The organism is Mycobacterium simiae (assembly GCF_010727605.1).
Classification (GTDB): domain Bacteria; phylum Actinomycetota; class Actinomycetes; order Mycobacteriales; family Mycobacteriaceae; genus Mycobacterium; species Mycobacterium simiae.
The window spans coordinates 5,035,646-5,051,165 of sequence record NZ_AP022568.1; the positions used below are offsets into that span (position 1 = coordinate 5,035,646).

General features: G+C 66.3%; 14 protein-coding genes and 1 pseudogene. 7 read left to right on the forward strand and 8 right to left on the reverse strand.

Features of this window, described 5'->3' with window-relative positions; genetic code table 11:
• Positions 1 to 28 precede the first annotated feature (28 nt).
• The 6 genes from G6N33_RS23515 to G6N33_RS23540 all read left to right on the forward strand — a co-directional run bounded on the left by G6N33_RS23515 (position 29) and on the right by G6N33_RS23540 (position 6,984).
• Complete coding sequence (locus tag G6N33_RS23515; RefSeq protein WP_044506408.1) at positions 29 to 1,036, forward strand: helix-turn-helix transcriptional regulator; 1,008 nt, start codon at positions 29 to 31, stop codon at positions 1,034 to 1,036.
• Positions 1,033 to 2,004 carry a helix-turn-helix transcriptional regulator gene (locus G6N33_RS23520; protein ID WP_101528514.1) on the forward strand — a complete coding sequence of 324 codons (972 nt, stop codon included), beginning with the start codon at positions 1,033 to 1,035 and terminating at the stop codon, positions 2,002 to 2,004. Before G6N33_RS23515 ends, G6N33_RS23520 begins: the two co-directional genes overlap by 4 nt.
• A gap of 79 nt (positions 2,005 to 2,083) precedes the next feature.
• Positions 2,084 to 2,350 carry a Sec-independent protein translocase subunit TatA gene (gene tatA / locus G6N33_RS23525; protein WP_044506404.1) on the forward strand — a complete coding sequence of 89 codons (267 nt, stop codon included), beginning with the start codon at positions 2,084 to 2,086 and terminating at the stop codon, positions 2,348 to 2,350.
• Between the two features lie 55 nt (positions 2,351 to 2,405).
• Positions 2,406 to 3,398, forward strand: a complete 993-nt coding sequence (gene tatC, locus G6N33_RS23530; protein WP_101528507.1) for a twin-arginine translocase subunit TatC — start codon at positions 2,406 to 2,408, stop codon at positions 3,396 to 3,398.
• A 24-nt stretch (positions 3,399 to 3,422) separates the two neighbouring features.
• Positions 3,423 to 6,173: a DEAD/DEAH box helicase gene (locus G6N33_RS23535; protein WP_044511921.1), complete on the forward strand. Its 2,751-nt coding sequence runs from the start codon at positions 3,423 to 3,425 to the stop codon at positions 6,171 to 6,173.
• A gap of 55 nt (positions 6,174 to 6,228) precedes the next feature.
• A complete protein-coding gene (locus tag G6N33_RS23540) occupies positions 6,229 to 6,984 on the forward strand; it encodes a DUF4333 domain-containing protein (RefSeq protein ID WP_044506401.1) in 756 nt (251 codons plus the stop codon).
• A gap of 4 nt (positions 6,985 to 6,988) precedes the next feature.
• Here the strand turns inward: G6N33_RS23540 and G6N33_RS23545 are convergent, their stop codons facing one another.
• On the reverse strand, positions 6,989 to 7,948 hold the full coding sequence (locus G6N33_RS23545) for a 5'-3' exonuclease (protein ID WP_044506399.1): 960 nt from the start codon (positions 7,946 to 7,948) through the stop codon (positions 6,989 to 6,991).
• Between the two features lie 41 nt (positions 7,949 to 7,989).
• Between G6N33_RS23545 and G6N33_RS23550 the strand changes: the two genes are divergently transcribed.
• Positions 7,990 to 9,117 (forward strand): M24 family metallopeptidase, encoded by a 1,128-nt coding sequence (locus tag G6N33_RS23550; RefSeq protein WP_044506397.1) that lies wholly within the window; start codon positions 7,990 to 7,992, stop codon positions 9,115 to 9,117.
• A gap of 6 nt (positions 9,118 to 9,123) precedes the next feature.
• Here the strand turns inward: G6N33_RS23550 and G6N33_RS23555 are convergent, their stop codons facing one another.
• The 7 genes and pseudogenes from G6N33_RS23555 to G6N33_RS23580 all read right to left on the reverse strand — a co-directional run bounded on the left by G6N33_RS23555 (position 9,124) and on the right by G6N33_RS23580 (position 15,029).
• On the reverse strand, positions 9,124 to 9,576 hold the full coding sequence (locus G6N33_RS23555; protein WP_044506395.1) for a hypothetical protein: 453 nt from the start codon (positions 9,574 to 9,576) through the stop codon (positions 9,124 to 9,126).
• A 3-nt stretch (positions 9,577 to 9,579) separates the two neighbouring features.
• A complete protein-coding gene (locus G6N33_RS23560) occupies positions 9,580 to 10,881 on the reverse strand; it encodes an alpha/beta hydrolase (RefSeq protein WP_231382417.1) in 1,302 nt (433 codons plus the stop codon).
• A 76-nt stretch (positions 10,882 to 10,957) separates the two neighbouring features.
• Positions 10,958 to 11,452, reverse strand: a pseudogene (locus G6N33_RS28020) (putative alpha/beta hydrolase); the annotation flags it as partial.
• Positions 11,434 to 11,748: a DUF2563 family protein gene (locus G6N33_RS23565; RefSeq protein ID WP_044511917.1), complete on the reverse strand. Its 315-nt coding sequence runs from the start codon at positions 11,746 to 11,748 to the stop codon at positions 11,434 to 11,436. The gene G6N33_RS23565 and the pseudogene G6N33_RS28020, both read right to left, overlap by 19 nt.
• A gap of 49 nt (positions 11,749 to 11,797) precedes the next feature.
• Positions 11,798 to 12,961: a DUF5631 domain-containing protein gene (locus G6N33_RS23570; protein WP_163771653.1), complete on the reverse strand. Its 1,164-nt coding sequence runs from the start codon at positions 12,959 to 12,961 to the stop codon at positions 11,798 to 11,800.
• Positions 12,962 to 13,977: 1,016 nt separating this feature from the next.
• Positions 13,978 to 14,403, reverse strand: a complete 426-nt coding sequence (locus G6N33_RS23575) for a hypothetical protein (protein WP_155945881.1) — start codon at positions 14,401 to 14,403, stop codon at positions 13,978 to 13,980.
• A 230-nt stretch (positions 14,404 to 14,633) separates the two neighbouring features.
• Positions 14,634 to 15,029 carry a hypothetical protein gene (locus G6N33_RS23580; RefSeq protein ID WP_155945880.1) on the reverse strand — a complete coding sequence of 132 codons (396 nt, stop codon included), beginning with the start codon at positions 15,027 to 15,029 and terminating at the stop codon, positions 14,634 to 14,636.
• Between the last annotated feature and the right edge of the window lie 491 nt (positions 15,030 to 15,520).

Sequence of the window (15,520 nt, forward strand, 5' to 3'; positions counted from 1 at the left end):
CGGGTGCGGGCCATCTAATCTGGAGCAAATGGCGACCTCGAAAGTCGAACGGTTGGTCAATCTCGTCATCGCTCTGCTGTCCACTCGTGGCTACATCACCGCGGAGAAAATCCGGTCCAGCGTGGCCGGCTATTCGGAAAGCCCCAGTCTGGAAGCCTTTTCCCGAATGTTCGAGCGGGACAAGAACGAACTGCGTGACCTCGGGATCCCGCTCGAGGTCGGCCGGGTATCGGCGATGGACCCCACCGAGGGCTATCGGATCAACCGCGACGCGTACGCGCTGCCGCCGGTCGAGCTGACCGCCGACGAGGCTGCCGCGGTCGCCGTCGCCACCCAGCTGTGGGAGTCACCCGAGCTGATCACCGCGACCCAGGGCGCGTTGCTCAAGCTGCGCGCCGCCGGTGTCGACGTCGATCCGTTGGACACCGGGACTCAGGTGGCGATCGCCTCGCCGGAGGGCATCCCGGGTCTGCGCGGATCGGAGGAGGTACTCGGAATCCTATTGTCCGCCATCGATTCTCGGCAGGCGGTACAGTTCCCGCACCGGCCTTCGCGTACCGAGCCGTACACCACGCGCACGGTCGAGCCTTGGGGCGTGGTCACCGAGAAGGGCCGCTGGTATCTGGTCGGCCACGACCGTGACCGCGACGCCACCCGCACCTTCCGGCTGTCCCGTATCGGCGCCGAAGTCCAGCCGATCGGCCCGCCCGGCGCGGTCACCGTTCCCGACGGCGTCGACCTGCGCAAGATCGTCGCCCAGACGGTCAGCGAGGTTTCGGGGACATCCACCGGTGTCCAGGCGCTGGTCTGGGTCGCCGACGGACGCGCCACCGCGCTGCGCCGGGCGGGGCGGTCCACCGGCGCCCGGCAGCTGGGCGGGCGCGACGGTGAGGTGATCGAGATCGAGATCGGCTCGCTCGACGGGCTGGCCCGCGAGATCGCCGGATACGGTCCCGACGCCGTCGTCCTCGAGCCGCAGTCGCTGCGCGACGACGTGGTGGCCCGGCTGCGTGCCCACCAGGAGTGGCGGCCATGACTCCCGTGTCGACCCGACTGGTCCGGCTGCTCAACATGGTTCCGTATTTCCAGGCCAACCCGCGCATCACCCGGGCCGAGGCCGCCGCCGAGCTAGGGGTGACCACCAAGCAGCTCGAAGAGGACCTCAACCAGCTCTGGATGTGCGGGCTTCCCGGCTATTACCCCGGCGACCTGATCGACTTCGAGTTCTCCGGCGACACCATCGAGGTGACGTTTTCGGCCGGCATCGACCGACCGTTGAAGCTGACTTCGCCGGAGGCGACCGGCCTGCTGGTCGCGTTGCGGGCGCTGGCGGACATCCCCGGCGTGGTCGACCCGGCGGCGGCGCGCAGCGCGATCGCCAAGATCGCGGCGGCGGCCGGCGCCGCGGAACACGACTCGGCGGGCTCGGCGGCCGCCATCGACGAGCCGGCACCCATCGAGAATCGTGCGGCGGCCACGGTGCGCACCGCAGTCCAATACCAGCGCGCGCTGGCGATCGATTATTACTCCGCCTCGCACGACACCCTGACCAGCCGGATCGTCGATCCCATCCGGGTGTTGCTGATTGGCGGGCACAGCTACCTGGAGGCGTGGTCGCGCGAGGCCGAAGGCGTCCGGTTATTCCGGTTCGACCGCATCGTCGAGGCTACCGAATTGGGGGAACCGTCCGCGCCGCCCGAACCGGCCCGCCAGGCGCCGCCGGACACGTCGCTGTTCGACGGCGACCCGGCGCTGCCGGCGGCCAAGCTGCGGGTAGCGCCGTCGGCTTCGTGGGTGTTCGAGTATTACCCGATGCGCGACGTCCGCGAATTGCCCGACGGTTCCTACGAGACGGTCATGACCTACGCCTCCGAGGAGTGGATGACGCGCCTGGTGCTCGGGTTCGGGGCTGATGTGCAGGTGCTGGAACCGGAGTCGTTGGCGCGGCGGGTTCGGGATGCGGCGACCGCGGCGCTGCAGTCCTACCAAGCGGTGCCGTCCTGAGCCCATCCCCGTCGGCGCGGGCACACCGGCAGGTGCCCGCACTGCGGTAGCATCGGGTGGACGTCTGGAGGTAATCAAAGTGGGCAGTCTTAGTCCGTGGCACTGGGCGATCCTCGCGGTCGTCGTGATCTTGCTGTTCGGTGCCAAGAAACTCCCGGATGCGGCCCGTTCGCTGGGCAAGTCGATGCGAATCTTCAAATCCGAGATGCGGGAAATGCAGACGGAAAGCAAGTCGGAAGCGCCGTCGATCCAAACGCCCGCGGCGACCCCTCAGCCCGTGCAGTCGCAGCGGGTCGACCCGTCGCCGACCACCGAGCAGGGGCACACCGAAGCGCGTCCCGCTTAGCGGGGTATCGGCCTCGCTGACCAAGACGGTGCCCGAGCGCCACTGATCGAACGCCGTGAAAGCATTCAAGACTTCAGCGCGTACCGGTGCCTTGCTGAAGCGTCTCAACCCGCGCAACAGACGTAGTCGGACCAATCCCGATGCGACAATGTCGCTGGTCGACCACCTCACCGAGCTGCGCACCAGACTGCTGATCTCGCTGGGCGCGATCTTGCTCACCACGATTCTGGGCTTCGTCTGGTACGGCCACCCGCTGTTCGGTCTGGAAAGCCTCGGCGAATGGCTGCGCCATCCGTACTGCTCGCTGCCGCAGTCCGCGCGGGCGGATATCAGCGCCGACGGGCAGTGCCGGTTGCTAGCCACCGCGCCGTTCGACCAGTTCATGTTGCGCCTCAAGGTCGGCATGACGGCCGGCATCGTGTTGGCCTGTCCGGTGTGGTTCTACGAGCTGTGGGCGTTCATCACCCCGGGGCTGTACCAGCGGGAACGCCGCTTTGCGATCGGGTTCGTGATCCCGGCCGCGGTGTTGTTCTTGGGTGGCGCGGTGCTGGCCTACTTTGTGTTGTCCAAGGCGCTGAGCTTCCTGCTGACAGTCGGCAGCGACGTGCAGGTGACCGCGCTGTCCGGCGACCGCTACTTCGGTTTCCTGATCAACCTGCTGGTGGTGTTCGGCGTTAGCTTCGAATTTCCGCTGCTGATCGTCATGCTCAACATGGCGGGCGTGCTGACCTACGAGAAGCTCAAGTCGTGGCGGCGGGGTCTGATCTTCGCGATGTTTGTGTTCGCCGCGGTGTTCACCCCCGGCTCGGACCCGTTTTCGATGACGGCGTTGGGCTTCGCGCTGTCCGTGCTGCAGGAGCTGGCCATCCAGATCGCCCGTATTCACGACAAGCGAAAAGCCAAGCGCGAGGCCCAAACCGCGATTCCCGACGACGAAGCTTCCGTCATCGAGCCGGCGGAACCGATCGGTGGGCCGGTTTCTGAACCGATTGCTGGGGCGGCGCCGGAGCCGTCGTTTGCGGCCGGGCAACATGACGACGTCACCTAGATGGCAGCGGCACCTGGCGACGGCGTGACCGAGCTGACCGAGTTACCCCGGTTCACCGCGGAGCTGCCGTTCGCGCTCGACGACTTTCAGCGCCGGGCCTGCGCGGCCCTGGAGCGCGGGCACGGCGTGCTGGTGTGCGCGCCGACCGGGGCGGGCAAGACGGTGGTCGGCGAATTCGCCGTGCACCTCGCGCTGGCCGGCGGAGGCAAGTGCTTCTACACCACGCCGCTCAAGGCGCTGAGCAACCAGAAGCACACCGACCTGACCGCCCGCTACGGCCGGGAGCGGATCGGCCTGCTGACCGGCGACATGTCGGTCAACGCCGACGCGCCCGTGGTGGTGATGACGACCGAAGTGCTGCGTAACATGCTTTACGCGGATTCGGCTGCGCTGCAGGGGCTTTCGCATGTCGTGATGGACGAGGTGCACTTTCTCGCCGACCGGATGCGGGGGCCGGTGTGGGAAGAGGTCATCCTGCACCTACCGGACGAGGTGCGGCTGGTCAGCCTGTCGGCGACGGTGAGCAACGCCGAGGAATTCGGCGGCTGGATCCAGACCGTGCGCGGCGACACGACGGTCGTGGTCGACGAGCACCGCCCGGTCCCGCTGTGGCAGCACGTCCTGGTCGGCCGCCGGCTGCTGGACCTGTTCGACTACGAGAACCAGAAACCGGCTACCGATCGTGCGCCACGAGTCAATCCCGAACTGCTGCGCCACATCGCGCATCGTCGCGAGGCCGATCGCATGGGCGACTGGCAGCCCCGCCGCCGCGCCACGGGACGGCCGTCCCGGCCCCGCTTCTACCGGCCGCCCGCGCGGCCGGATGTGATCGCAACGCTGGACTCCGAGGGGTTGCTGCCCGCGATCACGTTCGTCTTCTCGCGGGCCGGCTGCGACGCCGCGGTGCAGCAATGCCTGCGGTCGCCGTTGCGGCTGACCTCCGAGGAGGAGCGAGCGCAGATCGCCGAGGTGATCGAGCACCGGTGTGGCGACCTGGCCGAAGCGGACCTCGCGGTGCTCGGCTATTACGAATGGCGGGAGGGGCTGCTGCGCGGGTTGGCGGCCCATCACGCCGGCATGCTGCCGGCCTTCCGGCACACGGTCGAGGAGCTGTTCACCGCCGGCCTGGTCAAGGCGGTGTTCGCGACTGAGACGCTGGCGCTAGGCATCAACATGCCTGCCCGCACGGTGGTGCTCGAGCGGCTGGTCAAGTTCAACGGCGAGGCGCACGTGCCGCTGACGCCGGGGGAGTACACCCAGCTCACCGGGCGGGCCGGGCGTCGCGGTATCGACATCGAGGGGCACGCGGTGGTGCTGTGGCATCCCGCCGAGGAAACCTCTGAACCGTCGGCGGTTGCCGGGCTGGCGTCCACCCGTACGTTCCCGCTGCGCAGTTCGTTTGCGCCGTCGTACAACATGACGATCAACCTGGTCCAGCACATGGGGCCGGAGCAGGCGCACCAGCTGCTGGAGCAGTCGTTCGCCCAGTACCAGGCCGACCGCTCGGTCGTCGGGCTGGTCAAGGGCATCGACCGGGGTAAGCGGATGCAAACCGAGATCGCCGCCGCGCTGGGCGGGGACGACGCGCCCATCCTGGAGTACGCCCGGATGCGTGCCCGGATCACGGAGCTGGAACGCGCCCAGTCCCGCGCGTCGCGGCTGCATCGGCGGCAGGCCGCCAACACCGCGCTGGCCGGGCTGCGCCGCGGCGACATCATCGCGATCACCCACGGCCGGCACAGCGGCCTGGCGGTGGTGTTGGAATCGGCCCGCGACGGCGACGACCCCCGGCCGCTGGTGCTCACCGAACACCGATGGGCGGGCCGCATTTCGTCGGCCGACTATTCGGGGGCCGCGGCGCCGGTGGCCTCGATGTCCTTGCCGAAACGGGTCGAACACCGCCAGCCGAAGGTCCGGCGCGACCTGGCCTCGGCGCTGCGATCGGCCGTCGCGGGGTTGGATGTTGCGTCCCGCCGTCGGGGCGCCGAGCCCGACGGCGGGTTTCACGACCCGGAGCTCGCGTCGTTGCGCGACGAATTGCGCCGTCACCCCGCCCACAACAGTCCCGGTGTCGAGACTCAGGTTCGGGAGGCCGAGCGGTATCTGCGCATCGAGCGCGACAACGCACAGCTGGAGAAGAAGGTCGCGGCGGCGACCAACTCGCTGGCCCGCACCTTCGACCGGATCGTCGGATTGCTGACCGAGCGCGAGTTCATCCAGGGGCCGGCGACCGATCCGCGTGTCACCGATGACGGCCGGCTGCTGGCACGGATCTACAGCGAGAGTGACCTGCTGGTCGCCGAATGTCTGCGCACCGGCGCGTGGGCGGAACTAAAGCCGGCGGAGCTGGCCGCGGTGATTTCGGCGGTGCTCTACGAGTCCCGCGGCGGTGACGGGCCCAGCGCCCCGTTTGCGGCGGAGGCACCCACGCCCCGGCTGCGGCAGGCGCTGCTGCAGACGGCGAAGCTGTCGTATGCGCTGCGAGCCGACGAGCAGACGCACCGCATTACTCCGAGCCGCGAGCCCGACGACGGCTTCGTGACCGCCATCTATCGTTGGGCCCGCAGCGGAGACCTGGCCGGCTCGCTGGCGGCGGCCGACGTGACCGGCAGCGGCTCGCCGTTGTTGGCGGGGGATTTCGTACGGTGGTGCCGGCAGGTGCTCGATCTGTTGGATCAGGTCCGCAACGCAGCGCCCGAAGCCGAACTGCGGGCGACGGCAAAGCGCGCCATCAACGATGTTCGGCGCGGCGTCGTCGCAGTTGACGCCGGGTAGGCTGGGCGCGAGCTACCGTTACAGGGCCAGTACACAAGGCGATTGAGGAGAAACGATGAGCGGACCGCACGGATCGGATCCGGGCCAGCAGTGGCAACCGCCCGGCGAGGGTGGCGATCGCTCCCAGGAACCGACTCAGGTGGGCTCACCCTGGCAACAGCAACCTCCTACCCAGGACGGCACCTGGCAGGCCCCCGCCTACACCCCGCCCGCCGACTACCCGCAATACCAGCCGCCAACCGAGCACGCCTACCAGCAGCCGTACCCGCAGCAGCCGGGGTATGCGCAGCCCGGGCAGTACGCGCAGCCGGGGCAGTACGGCCAACCCGGTCAGCCCGGCCAGTACGCGCAGCCAGGGCAATACGGTCAGCCCGGCCAATACGCGCAGCCGGGGCAGTACGGTCAGCCCGGCCAATATGGTCAGTCCGGCCAATATCCGCAGCAGTATCCCGGCTATGAGCAGCCGAAGAAGAAGCGGTCGGTCGCGCTGATCGGCGGCATCGCCGGAGCGGTCGCGTTCCTCCTGATCGCGGTCGTGTTGGTGCTCGGCTTTTGGGAGCCCGGATTTTTTGTCACCACCAAGCTGGACATCAACAAGGCGCAAAGCGGCGTGCAGCAGGTGCTTAGCGACGAGACCAACGGCTACGGCGCCAAGAACGTCAAGGACGTCAAGTGCAACAACGGCGCCGACCCGACGGTGCAGAAGGGTGCGACCTTCGACTGCAGCGTCAGCATCGACGGGGCCCAGAAGCGGGTAACGGTGACGTTCCAGGACGACAAGGGCACTTACGAGGTAGGTCGTCCCCAGTAGCGCCTCAGTGCTGCGGGAGCGAGTCCAGCGCCTTCTGCAGCCGGGCGATCGAGGAACCCACGCCAAACTCCGTTGCCAGCGCTGCGGTGCGCTGCGGGTCGGCGGCGGCCAGCGGTAGCCGGTCGGATCGCATCGACAGCGTGATGGGCGCATCGGTCGCGACCCGCACCACCCGACCGGCCGCCTCAATGTAGTCGGTGGCGCCCAGCAGTTTGGCCCGCAACCCCTTGGCCATCTTGGATTTCGGGTCGCGTGCGGCGGCCAGGATTTGCTCCAGCGAGCCGTGCTGGGCGAGCAGAGTGGCGGCCGTTTTCTCGCCGACGCCCGGGACGCCCGGCAAGCCGTCGGACGGGTCGCCGCGCAACAGCGCGAGCTCGGCGTAGGCGGGACCCGCTCGGTCCGCCGGCACCGCATAGTTTTCCGCCACCTCGGCCGGTCCGAACAGCGTGGCCTTGGCCAGCCCACGGCCCAGGTAGAGCACCCTAACCGGGACCGGGTCGTCCGCCACGACCTGCAGCAGGTCGCGGTCGCCGCTGACCACGACGACCGGGTCGTCGCGTTCCCGGGCTGCCAGCGTGCCCAGCACGTCGTCGGCCTCGAAACCTTCCGCCCCCGCGGTCGGGATGCCGAAGGCGTCCATCAGCTGCATAATCATGTCGACCTGGGGGGTGAGGTCGTCGGGCACTTCCTCGATGTCGGGCGTGCCTTCTGGTTCCGGTTCGGCGACCCGGTGCGCCTTGTACGACGGAATCAGGTCGACCCGGAACTGTGGCCGCCAATCCAGGTCGAGACACACCGCCAGCCGTTTCGGTCGCTGTTGGCCGATGACGACGGCCATCGAGTCGATGAATCCGCGTACGGCGTTGACCGGCCGACCGTCCGGCGCGGTGATCGACGACGGCACCCCGAAGTACGAGCGGAACCACATGCTGGCGCCGTCGAGCAACAGCAAAGGTGCAGGCATGCGGGCATCCTTTCATGGCGGGTGCGGTTAGCCTGGCTGCCATGGGTTCTCATCGATTCGATGTTGCGATCTATGCCGGCCGGCTCGCGGCGGCGGCCGGCGCAACCGTCGAGGCCGGCCTCGACGGTTTGGTGATCACCCCCGGCTATGACCTGCGCTATCTCACCGGCTCGCGGGCCCAAACGCTGGAGCGCCTGACCGCGCTGGTGGTACCGGCCTCGGGTGACCCGACGGTGGTGGTGCCACGACTCGAGCTGGCCTCGCTCAAAGGGTCGGCGATTGCGGAACTGGGCTTGGCGGTGCGCGATTGGGTCGACGGCGACGATCCCTACCGGCTGGTGAGTGCGGCGTTGGGTGGTGCCCCCGCCGCGACGGCCGTCACCGATTCGATGCCGGCGCTGCACCTGTTGCCGCTGGCCGGGGAGTTAGGCGTGCCGCCGGTGTTGGCTACCGACATTCTGCGGGACCTGCGGATGGTCAAGGAGGAGTGCGAGATCGACGCGTTGCGCAAGGCTGGTTCGGCCATCGACCGGGTGCATGCCCGGGTGCCGACGTTTCTGGTCCCCGGTCGCACCGAGGCCGACGTCGCTGCCGATATCGCCGAAGCCATTGTCGCCGAAGGGCATTCGGAGGTCTCGTTCATCATCGTCGGGTCCGGCCCGCACGGCGCCGACCCGCACCACAGTTACTCCGGCCGGGAGTTGCAAGTCGGCGACGTCGTCGTCGTCGACATCGGGGGATGCTATGAGCCGGGATACCAGTCCGACTGCACCCGCACCTACAGCATCGGAGAGCCGAGTCCCGAGGTAGCGCAACAGTATTCGGTGCTGCAACGCGCGCAGCGAGCGGCCTTCGATGCGGTGCGGCCCGGAGTGACCGCCGAGCAGGTCGACGCCGCCGCCCGCGAGGTGTTGGCCGACGCCGGGCTCGCGGAGTTCTTCGTGCATCGCACCGGGCACGGCATCGGCCTGTCCGTGCACGAAGAGCCCTACATCGTCAGCGGCAACGATCTGCCGTTGACCGCGGGCATGTCCTTCTCGATCGAGCCGGGCATCTACTTCCCGGGCCGCTGGGGCGCCCGCATCGAAGACATCGTCGTCGTGACAGAGGACGGCGCGCTGGCCGTCAACAACCGGCCGCACGAACTCGTCGTGGTCCCGGTGAGCTGAGAAGCGTCAGGGCTGCCGGAATTCGCTGCTGATGTCGACCGGCACGATGGCGCCGTCGGTGCGGTGATCGCTGGTGTCGCGGCATTCGCCATTGACGTCGACGCGCGCGTGGCTGTTGAGTTCGACGCCGACCGGCGGGCTCGGCGCCACGGTGAGGATGACGTTGACGTTGTCCTTGCGCAGGGTCGGCGCGTGGGACTTGAAGTCCGAGTCGGTGCTCCAGCCGCTGGCAACGAGCGCTTCGATCACTGCCTGGGCATCGGTGGGGTGGTGGTGCGGCACGCCGGGCAGCCAGAACGCCACCTTCGCGACGCCCCGAAACGGCGGTGCGCCCTGGTCGTCACACGATTCGTAGCTGAAGGTGGCTTCGGTCACCTGGGCATGCAGCGTGCTCACGATGCCGCGGGCGGCGTCGAGGACTTGGGCCCGCGCCCGTTGGGGGGAGATCGGATTACTCACGGGTCAACCCGTCGGCAGGCTGTGGGTATGGCCGGTCGTGGCCGAGCGGAAAGCCTCGGGATCAAACCAGTCACCCACTCCGTATTCGCCCCGGTGGCGTGCGGTCATGCCGTCGCGTTGCAGCGCGTCACCGTGACCGGAGACGACGTCGGCGATGCTGAACAGCGACTCCGACCCTTTGTCGAAGTAGTGGGAGTGGTCGTAAATGGGATTGGCGGTGTATCCCGGAACTTCGGCCTTGAACCGGGTGGAGCCGTAGCCGTCGACCGAGGGATCGGCGCCGAGCCCGCCCAGTGGCGGACCGACGAGGCCCGGTCCGCTCAGGTGACCGGGGGACCAGGTCACCGCGTCGCCGGATGCGGCGCCGACATAGAGATGCCCGCCGGGTGGCAGGTGGAAATCTGCCGCGGAATGCGCCAGGTCCGTCCCCGGCGACCCGACCAGCACCACGTCGTTGGCATGCATGCCAAACGCGGCGGCCGCGTCCGCGACGGTGGTGGATCCGTAGGAGTGGCCGACCACCGTCATGTGGGTGGGCGCGCCCTCGTGGGTGACGGCGAAGGCGTTGACGTCCGATGCCAGCAGCCGGCCGCCGGTGCGCGCCATGTTCGGTTCGTACAGGCCGGGATCGGTCGCAGTGTCCGGGGCGTCGTAGCCGATCCATAGCACCACCGAGGTTGGCTTGCCGTGGGCGGCGCGCGCCGTCTCGTCGTAGAGTCTCTGACCGTCGGGGTTGGCCAGCGTGCCCTGCAATATCCCGCTACCCAATCCCTTCACCAGCACTGCCGTGTGCGCGGCCGTGTCGGGATTCCCCATGGCGATGGCTCCGGCGCCCTCGCCATCAAATGCCTCGGGCTCGTATCTCAGCAGAAATATCTCGGGGCGTCTGTTCCACGGGTCGACGGCCTCACCGGCCTTGGCCAAGCCGTCCTGGCTCCGGCGGGCGTTGATGTAGCGGGTGATTGCGGTGGGGGACAACCCGTACGTGTTCGGGTCCTTGAGTACCTCGTCGACGGACACTCCCCGCTGGCTGGCGAGATCCTGCAGTCGATGTAGGTCGTCGTTGAGCACGGCGGTGTTGACCTGGCTGCGAGCGACGACGGGAATCCCGTTCAGATTGCCCAACTCTGGGGGATGCTGGGCAACCAATTTCTCTTGCTGCTGCGGGGTGAGCGTGTTCCACCATCGGTCGGCGTCCTCGGCGCTCGTCCCGGTCGGCGGCAGCGGTATCGGATCCTCGGGCGGCAATTCGGAAGCGTCCTGAAGGGCGGCGCCACCGTATCCGTCGGTGCGTAATGTCGTCACTGACCGTTGCAGGTAGGTCGGAGTAGCCGTCGCGCACCGATTGCAGTTGTGCCAGTGTTGATTTCGTGTCGTCGATCGCTTGTTGCTCCAGCAGGGTGATGAGCGAATCGAGGGCGGAGCGGTCGGCGGAGGTGAGGGTCGCGTCTTTCTCCAGTTGCAGTGCTTGGCCGAGTTGATTATCGATGTGCTGTAGTCGGCCTTCCAGCGTCTCGATGAGCGTTGTGCCGGTGTGTCGGGCCGCGGCCAGTGCGGCCGCGACGTTTTCCAGGTCGACGCCTATCTTGGTTAGTTGCACGGAGTATGCGCCGAGTGATGCTGCGGTGCGCTGCACCTCGGCGGCGTCGTTGATCGGGTTGCCGCCGTTCTCATGGTTCCACGAAGCTTCGAATCGCCGACGCGCTTCCTCGAATGCATTCCTGGACTCGGTGGTACATGCCCCGGCGCTGTAGAACGCCTGGGCCAGATCGGAAATGTTTGCGGGACGGCCACTTTGGAGGGTGTGACTGATCGCCCAGGGGTCACCGCCGGCCTCGGTGACCAGCTGCGGAATGCTTATGTAGCGGAGTTGCATCGCACGGCCCGCAGTTCGGCGGTGTTGTGCTCCTCCATGTCGGTGAACCCGGTGGCGGCCCGATGAGCCTTGCCACCGATCGACGTCAGTGCTTCTCCGTGCGATTGCAGGCCGCTCACGTGCTGACCATGGGCCACGCTTACCGCCTCGTGGAATGCTTCTGCGGCGGCGAAACCGCCGAACATTCCCGACATCAGCGGACCCCGCGAGAGCCGATCAGCCGCGTCTTGGGCATGCCCACCCGCGCGGTGAGATTGGTTTCCCCCCGAGTGCAGTAATTCAGTGTCGACGAACACCGCCACCCCTTCCGAGCTGGGCTAAAGATTACTAGCGGGTTTCCGCCCGTCAATTCACCTTGTGAGTCGTTGCGCTGCAGGCCTGGAACCAGGCGAGGTGATAGCTGGCGGAAGTCTTGTCACCCGCGATCAGCGCGTCGATGGCGGCCAGCAGTTGCCAGTTGCCGACCTCGTGGAGGTCGACGTGAGTCGGATAGCTGTCGAGCACGCTGGTGCTGACCTCGCGCAGATGGGTGCGCAGCAGGTCGACCTCTTTGTCCAGCACCCCGGTGCCGCCGGTGGCGGCTTTGGCCAGGGTGTGGGCCAGTCGGGGTAATCCGTCGCGCCATTGGGTGGCTTGATTGAGTTCCCAACCCAATTCGTCGATCTCCGGCACCTGCCGGGGCCGCTTCGAGGTGCGGACCGGTTCGTCCTCTTCGGGGACGTGGTGGATTGGGGTGTAGCCGGCGGCCATGGTGACTTCGCCGAGCAGTGTTTCGATATCGCCGCGGCGACGTTCGGGGGGCAGCAGGGTGACCGCCGCGGGGAGTTCGATGCCCGGTGGGATCCAGCCGCTGGCGAGATCGGTTGTCAGCACGGTGGTTTCGTCGGGCCGATCGCCCGCTGCCCAGGCCAGTCTGGGCTGTTGGCGGGCGACCGCGAAGACGAGCCGTTGTAGCCGAGCTTGCGCGGTGGCGTTGGCCGATGCGGCGCCGGCGACCGCGCCGGTGGCGGTGGCCGCGACCGCCTGGGTTCCCAGACTCGACGGCGAGGCGGGTGGCGCGGGCGGCGGCGTCGAACGGACGACCGTTGGCCCAGCCGGGGAGCCCTGGCCGGCGGACGGGTGCACCGGCGCGGAGCTGGCCATGGACGACGACGGCGGGGTCGGTGGGGCGACCGGCGCCGAGGCCGCGGAAACTGTCGGTCGTATGTCGGAGGCGTAGGCGGGCAGGGGGCCCGCCGGTGCCGGTGGGGCGGGTGGAGCGGCGGGCGCGGATGGTCCCGCGACCACCTGTGGTGCCGGGGTCGCGTCCGGGGGTGCGGCGTGTGCGACTGGCGGCGCCTCGTAGGCCGGTGCATTGACGGGAACATTGCCGGTGCCGCCGGTCGGAGTCGTCGAGATGCCTTGCGGGTCGGTCGCGTGCGGTGGCGGTATCGGGCTCGAAGTTGCCGAAATCGGTGTTCCCGCTTGCATTCCCTTGTCGAAGCTGTGCATCAAGTCGGCTGGGGTCACCGGCTGAACCGGACTCGCCGGAGCCGTCGGAGCGCCAGTCGGGGGTGCGGCGCTGCCCGTCGGCAAGGGCGCCGAATGCGTCCCTGTCACTGATGGAACACCAGTGCGCGGCAATGGGGACGAGGGTGACGGTGTCGCTGAGGTGACGGAAGTCGCTGACGCGACCCGACCTGCGGCCGCCCCAGCAGGATTCGCTGCTGGGGGTATTCGACCTTGCATTCCGAATGCTGCTGGTTGTGAATGGGGTACGGAACTTTCCGGGTTGACCGCGGTCGGGTGGGCGTGGGGCATCGCGCCTTGGTTATTAAATGCCGCTGGCCCTGGCCCTGGCCCTGGCCTTGGCCCAGGCCGATCGGCCGTGGGAATAGCGCCTTGTTGTGGCAAAGCTGGGGAGGACGCTGTATCCCCCAGCATCCTCCGGACCTGGCCTTTCAAATTCTCTTCGTCATCAGGTGGACGAAACATGTTACCGACGTCGACGCCATGCGCTTGAGCGAATTGTCGAGCTGACTGACCGGGCGCATCCGCATCGAGGATCCGTTGCATCGCATCGCATACATTCCCGGAGTATTTGGCCGCGACCATATTAGCCATGACGCGATATTGGTTCACCGCGGCAACTATCTGGGTCACCTTGGCTTCGACGGGAATCTGTGATTCTTGGATCTCTTTGATTCGTTGATTGCCTTCGTTTGCCAGATTGGTAAGATCGTGCTGAAGGCTAACCATGCTATTATACGCAGCGTTGTAGGCGTTTTCCTTAACGCCGTTCTTTCGTGCAATCTGTCGCGCGTGCTCTTCCCCTTGCCGGAAAGTTTCGCGAAGATCGTCCGCCGTATGGCCCCGTTGGTCACCAAGCGGGCCCAATTGTAGATTACGCAGCACATCTTCAAAATTTGAGTAAGCTGACGTGATATTTCCGCGGTTGGCCTTGCCATCCGAAAGTACCATGAGATCTTGGTCAAATACCCATTGGTCGCCCACAATGAGTGTCGAATACTCTCCAGGAGGGAAATTCATTTACAAATGCCCTGAATTGCAACGGTCGTCGCTTCATCTCCGGCGCGTAACCAAGGGTCGACTTTAGGACTACCGCGCCAGTTAAGAAAATCGATCATAAGGCTTTGGTCAACAACGGCCAGGTTTTGGATGGCTAATTTCAAATCGTTGGGCGCCGCGGCTTCCTCCGCAAGGGTCGTTTGGAGATAGACGGTTTCCGCCACGAGCGCTTGCTGTGCGGTAACGGCGGCTAGGAGTCTCTGATTCGGCTTACTGCCTTGGTCGCGGGCGGAGTTCCCTTGGACGGCTTGATGGACTTTTTCAAAGGCGACAAAAATCTTCGCTTTCGCGACGGCGACCTTTTCGGTGTTGTAAGTGGGAGGTGCTGGCGGCTTTGGAGATAACGGGCGGAACCAGCCGACGATTGCAACTGCGAGCGTCACGAGTAAGGCGATAGCAAGGGCCCCGACCACTGGCGGTTGTCGACGTGGAGTCCGCGTTGATGGCGGCCAAGCCGGTGGGATAGCTGATGAAGCCGGTGGTGGTCTAAAGTCCGACACGGTCTCAATCGTATCGTCTAACGCGGGTACCGGTAGTCACCCCACAGGCCGTCTGCGGTAGAACATTCGGCTTGGCTGGTTCTGCGAGTGATGCTGCATTCCGCGGTCAGCCGTCACTTACAGAGATCGTAAATCGTAGCGTTGGGCTTATCACCGGCATGCAGTGACGAATCGATATCAGACTGACTCACCTCTGCCATGTAGTTAACTGCAAGCTGCTGATACGAATCAGCCAATTGACGCACTGCCATCGCGAGTTGGGGCGGCGTCGCCGGGTTGTCAGCTAACGACTTAAGGAGATACTCGCCCCCGTCGTACAGAGCGAGTCTGGCATTAGCGGCCACTCCAAGTAGCGCGATTGGGTCCGTGCCTCCGCTGCGACCAGTATTAATCAGGACGGCTTGGTGCACTTTTTGATATGTCGCACACACCTTCGTTTTCGCTTCGGAGGTTTGTTGCTCTGTGAACACAGGTGGGGATGGAACAGGTAGTTGCTTGTTGTCCGGCATCGGGCGAAGCCAGCTGCCGATCGCTACGACGACTGCAATGAGCGCAGCAACGAATGATGCAATTGCGAGTGAGCTCGACCGGCGGGCTGGTGCGGGTGGCGATGCGGCCCAGGGAGAAGGGCTATGCGGCGGCGGAGGAGGCTGGTTCGACACGCACGGAGCGTACCTCTCGGGATTGACGATGTCCGTCGAGGCGCGGCACTGCATGTCGCATAATCATTCGAACTATCAGTCGGCGATAATGCGAGACTTTATCGACGAAAATCGATCACTTGCACAGACATCGATAGTCGCTGCAAATTTTTTAACATTCTGAAAAAGCGGATCAATTTCGGAGTCGTTAGAATCGGCCAAGTAACTAACCGCGATTTGCAACTACAAATCAGGCAGCTTATGGGTTGCCGCGGGAAGGGCGGAGTCGGTCGCAGACTGTTCCGCGAGTTTGGCGAGCAAGTATCGGCTGCCGACTTCAAGCGCTAGCCGAGAAGCGG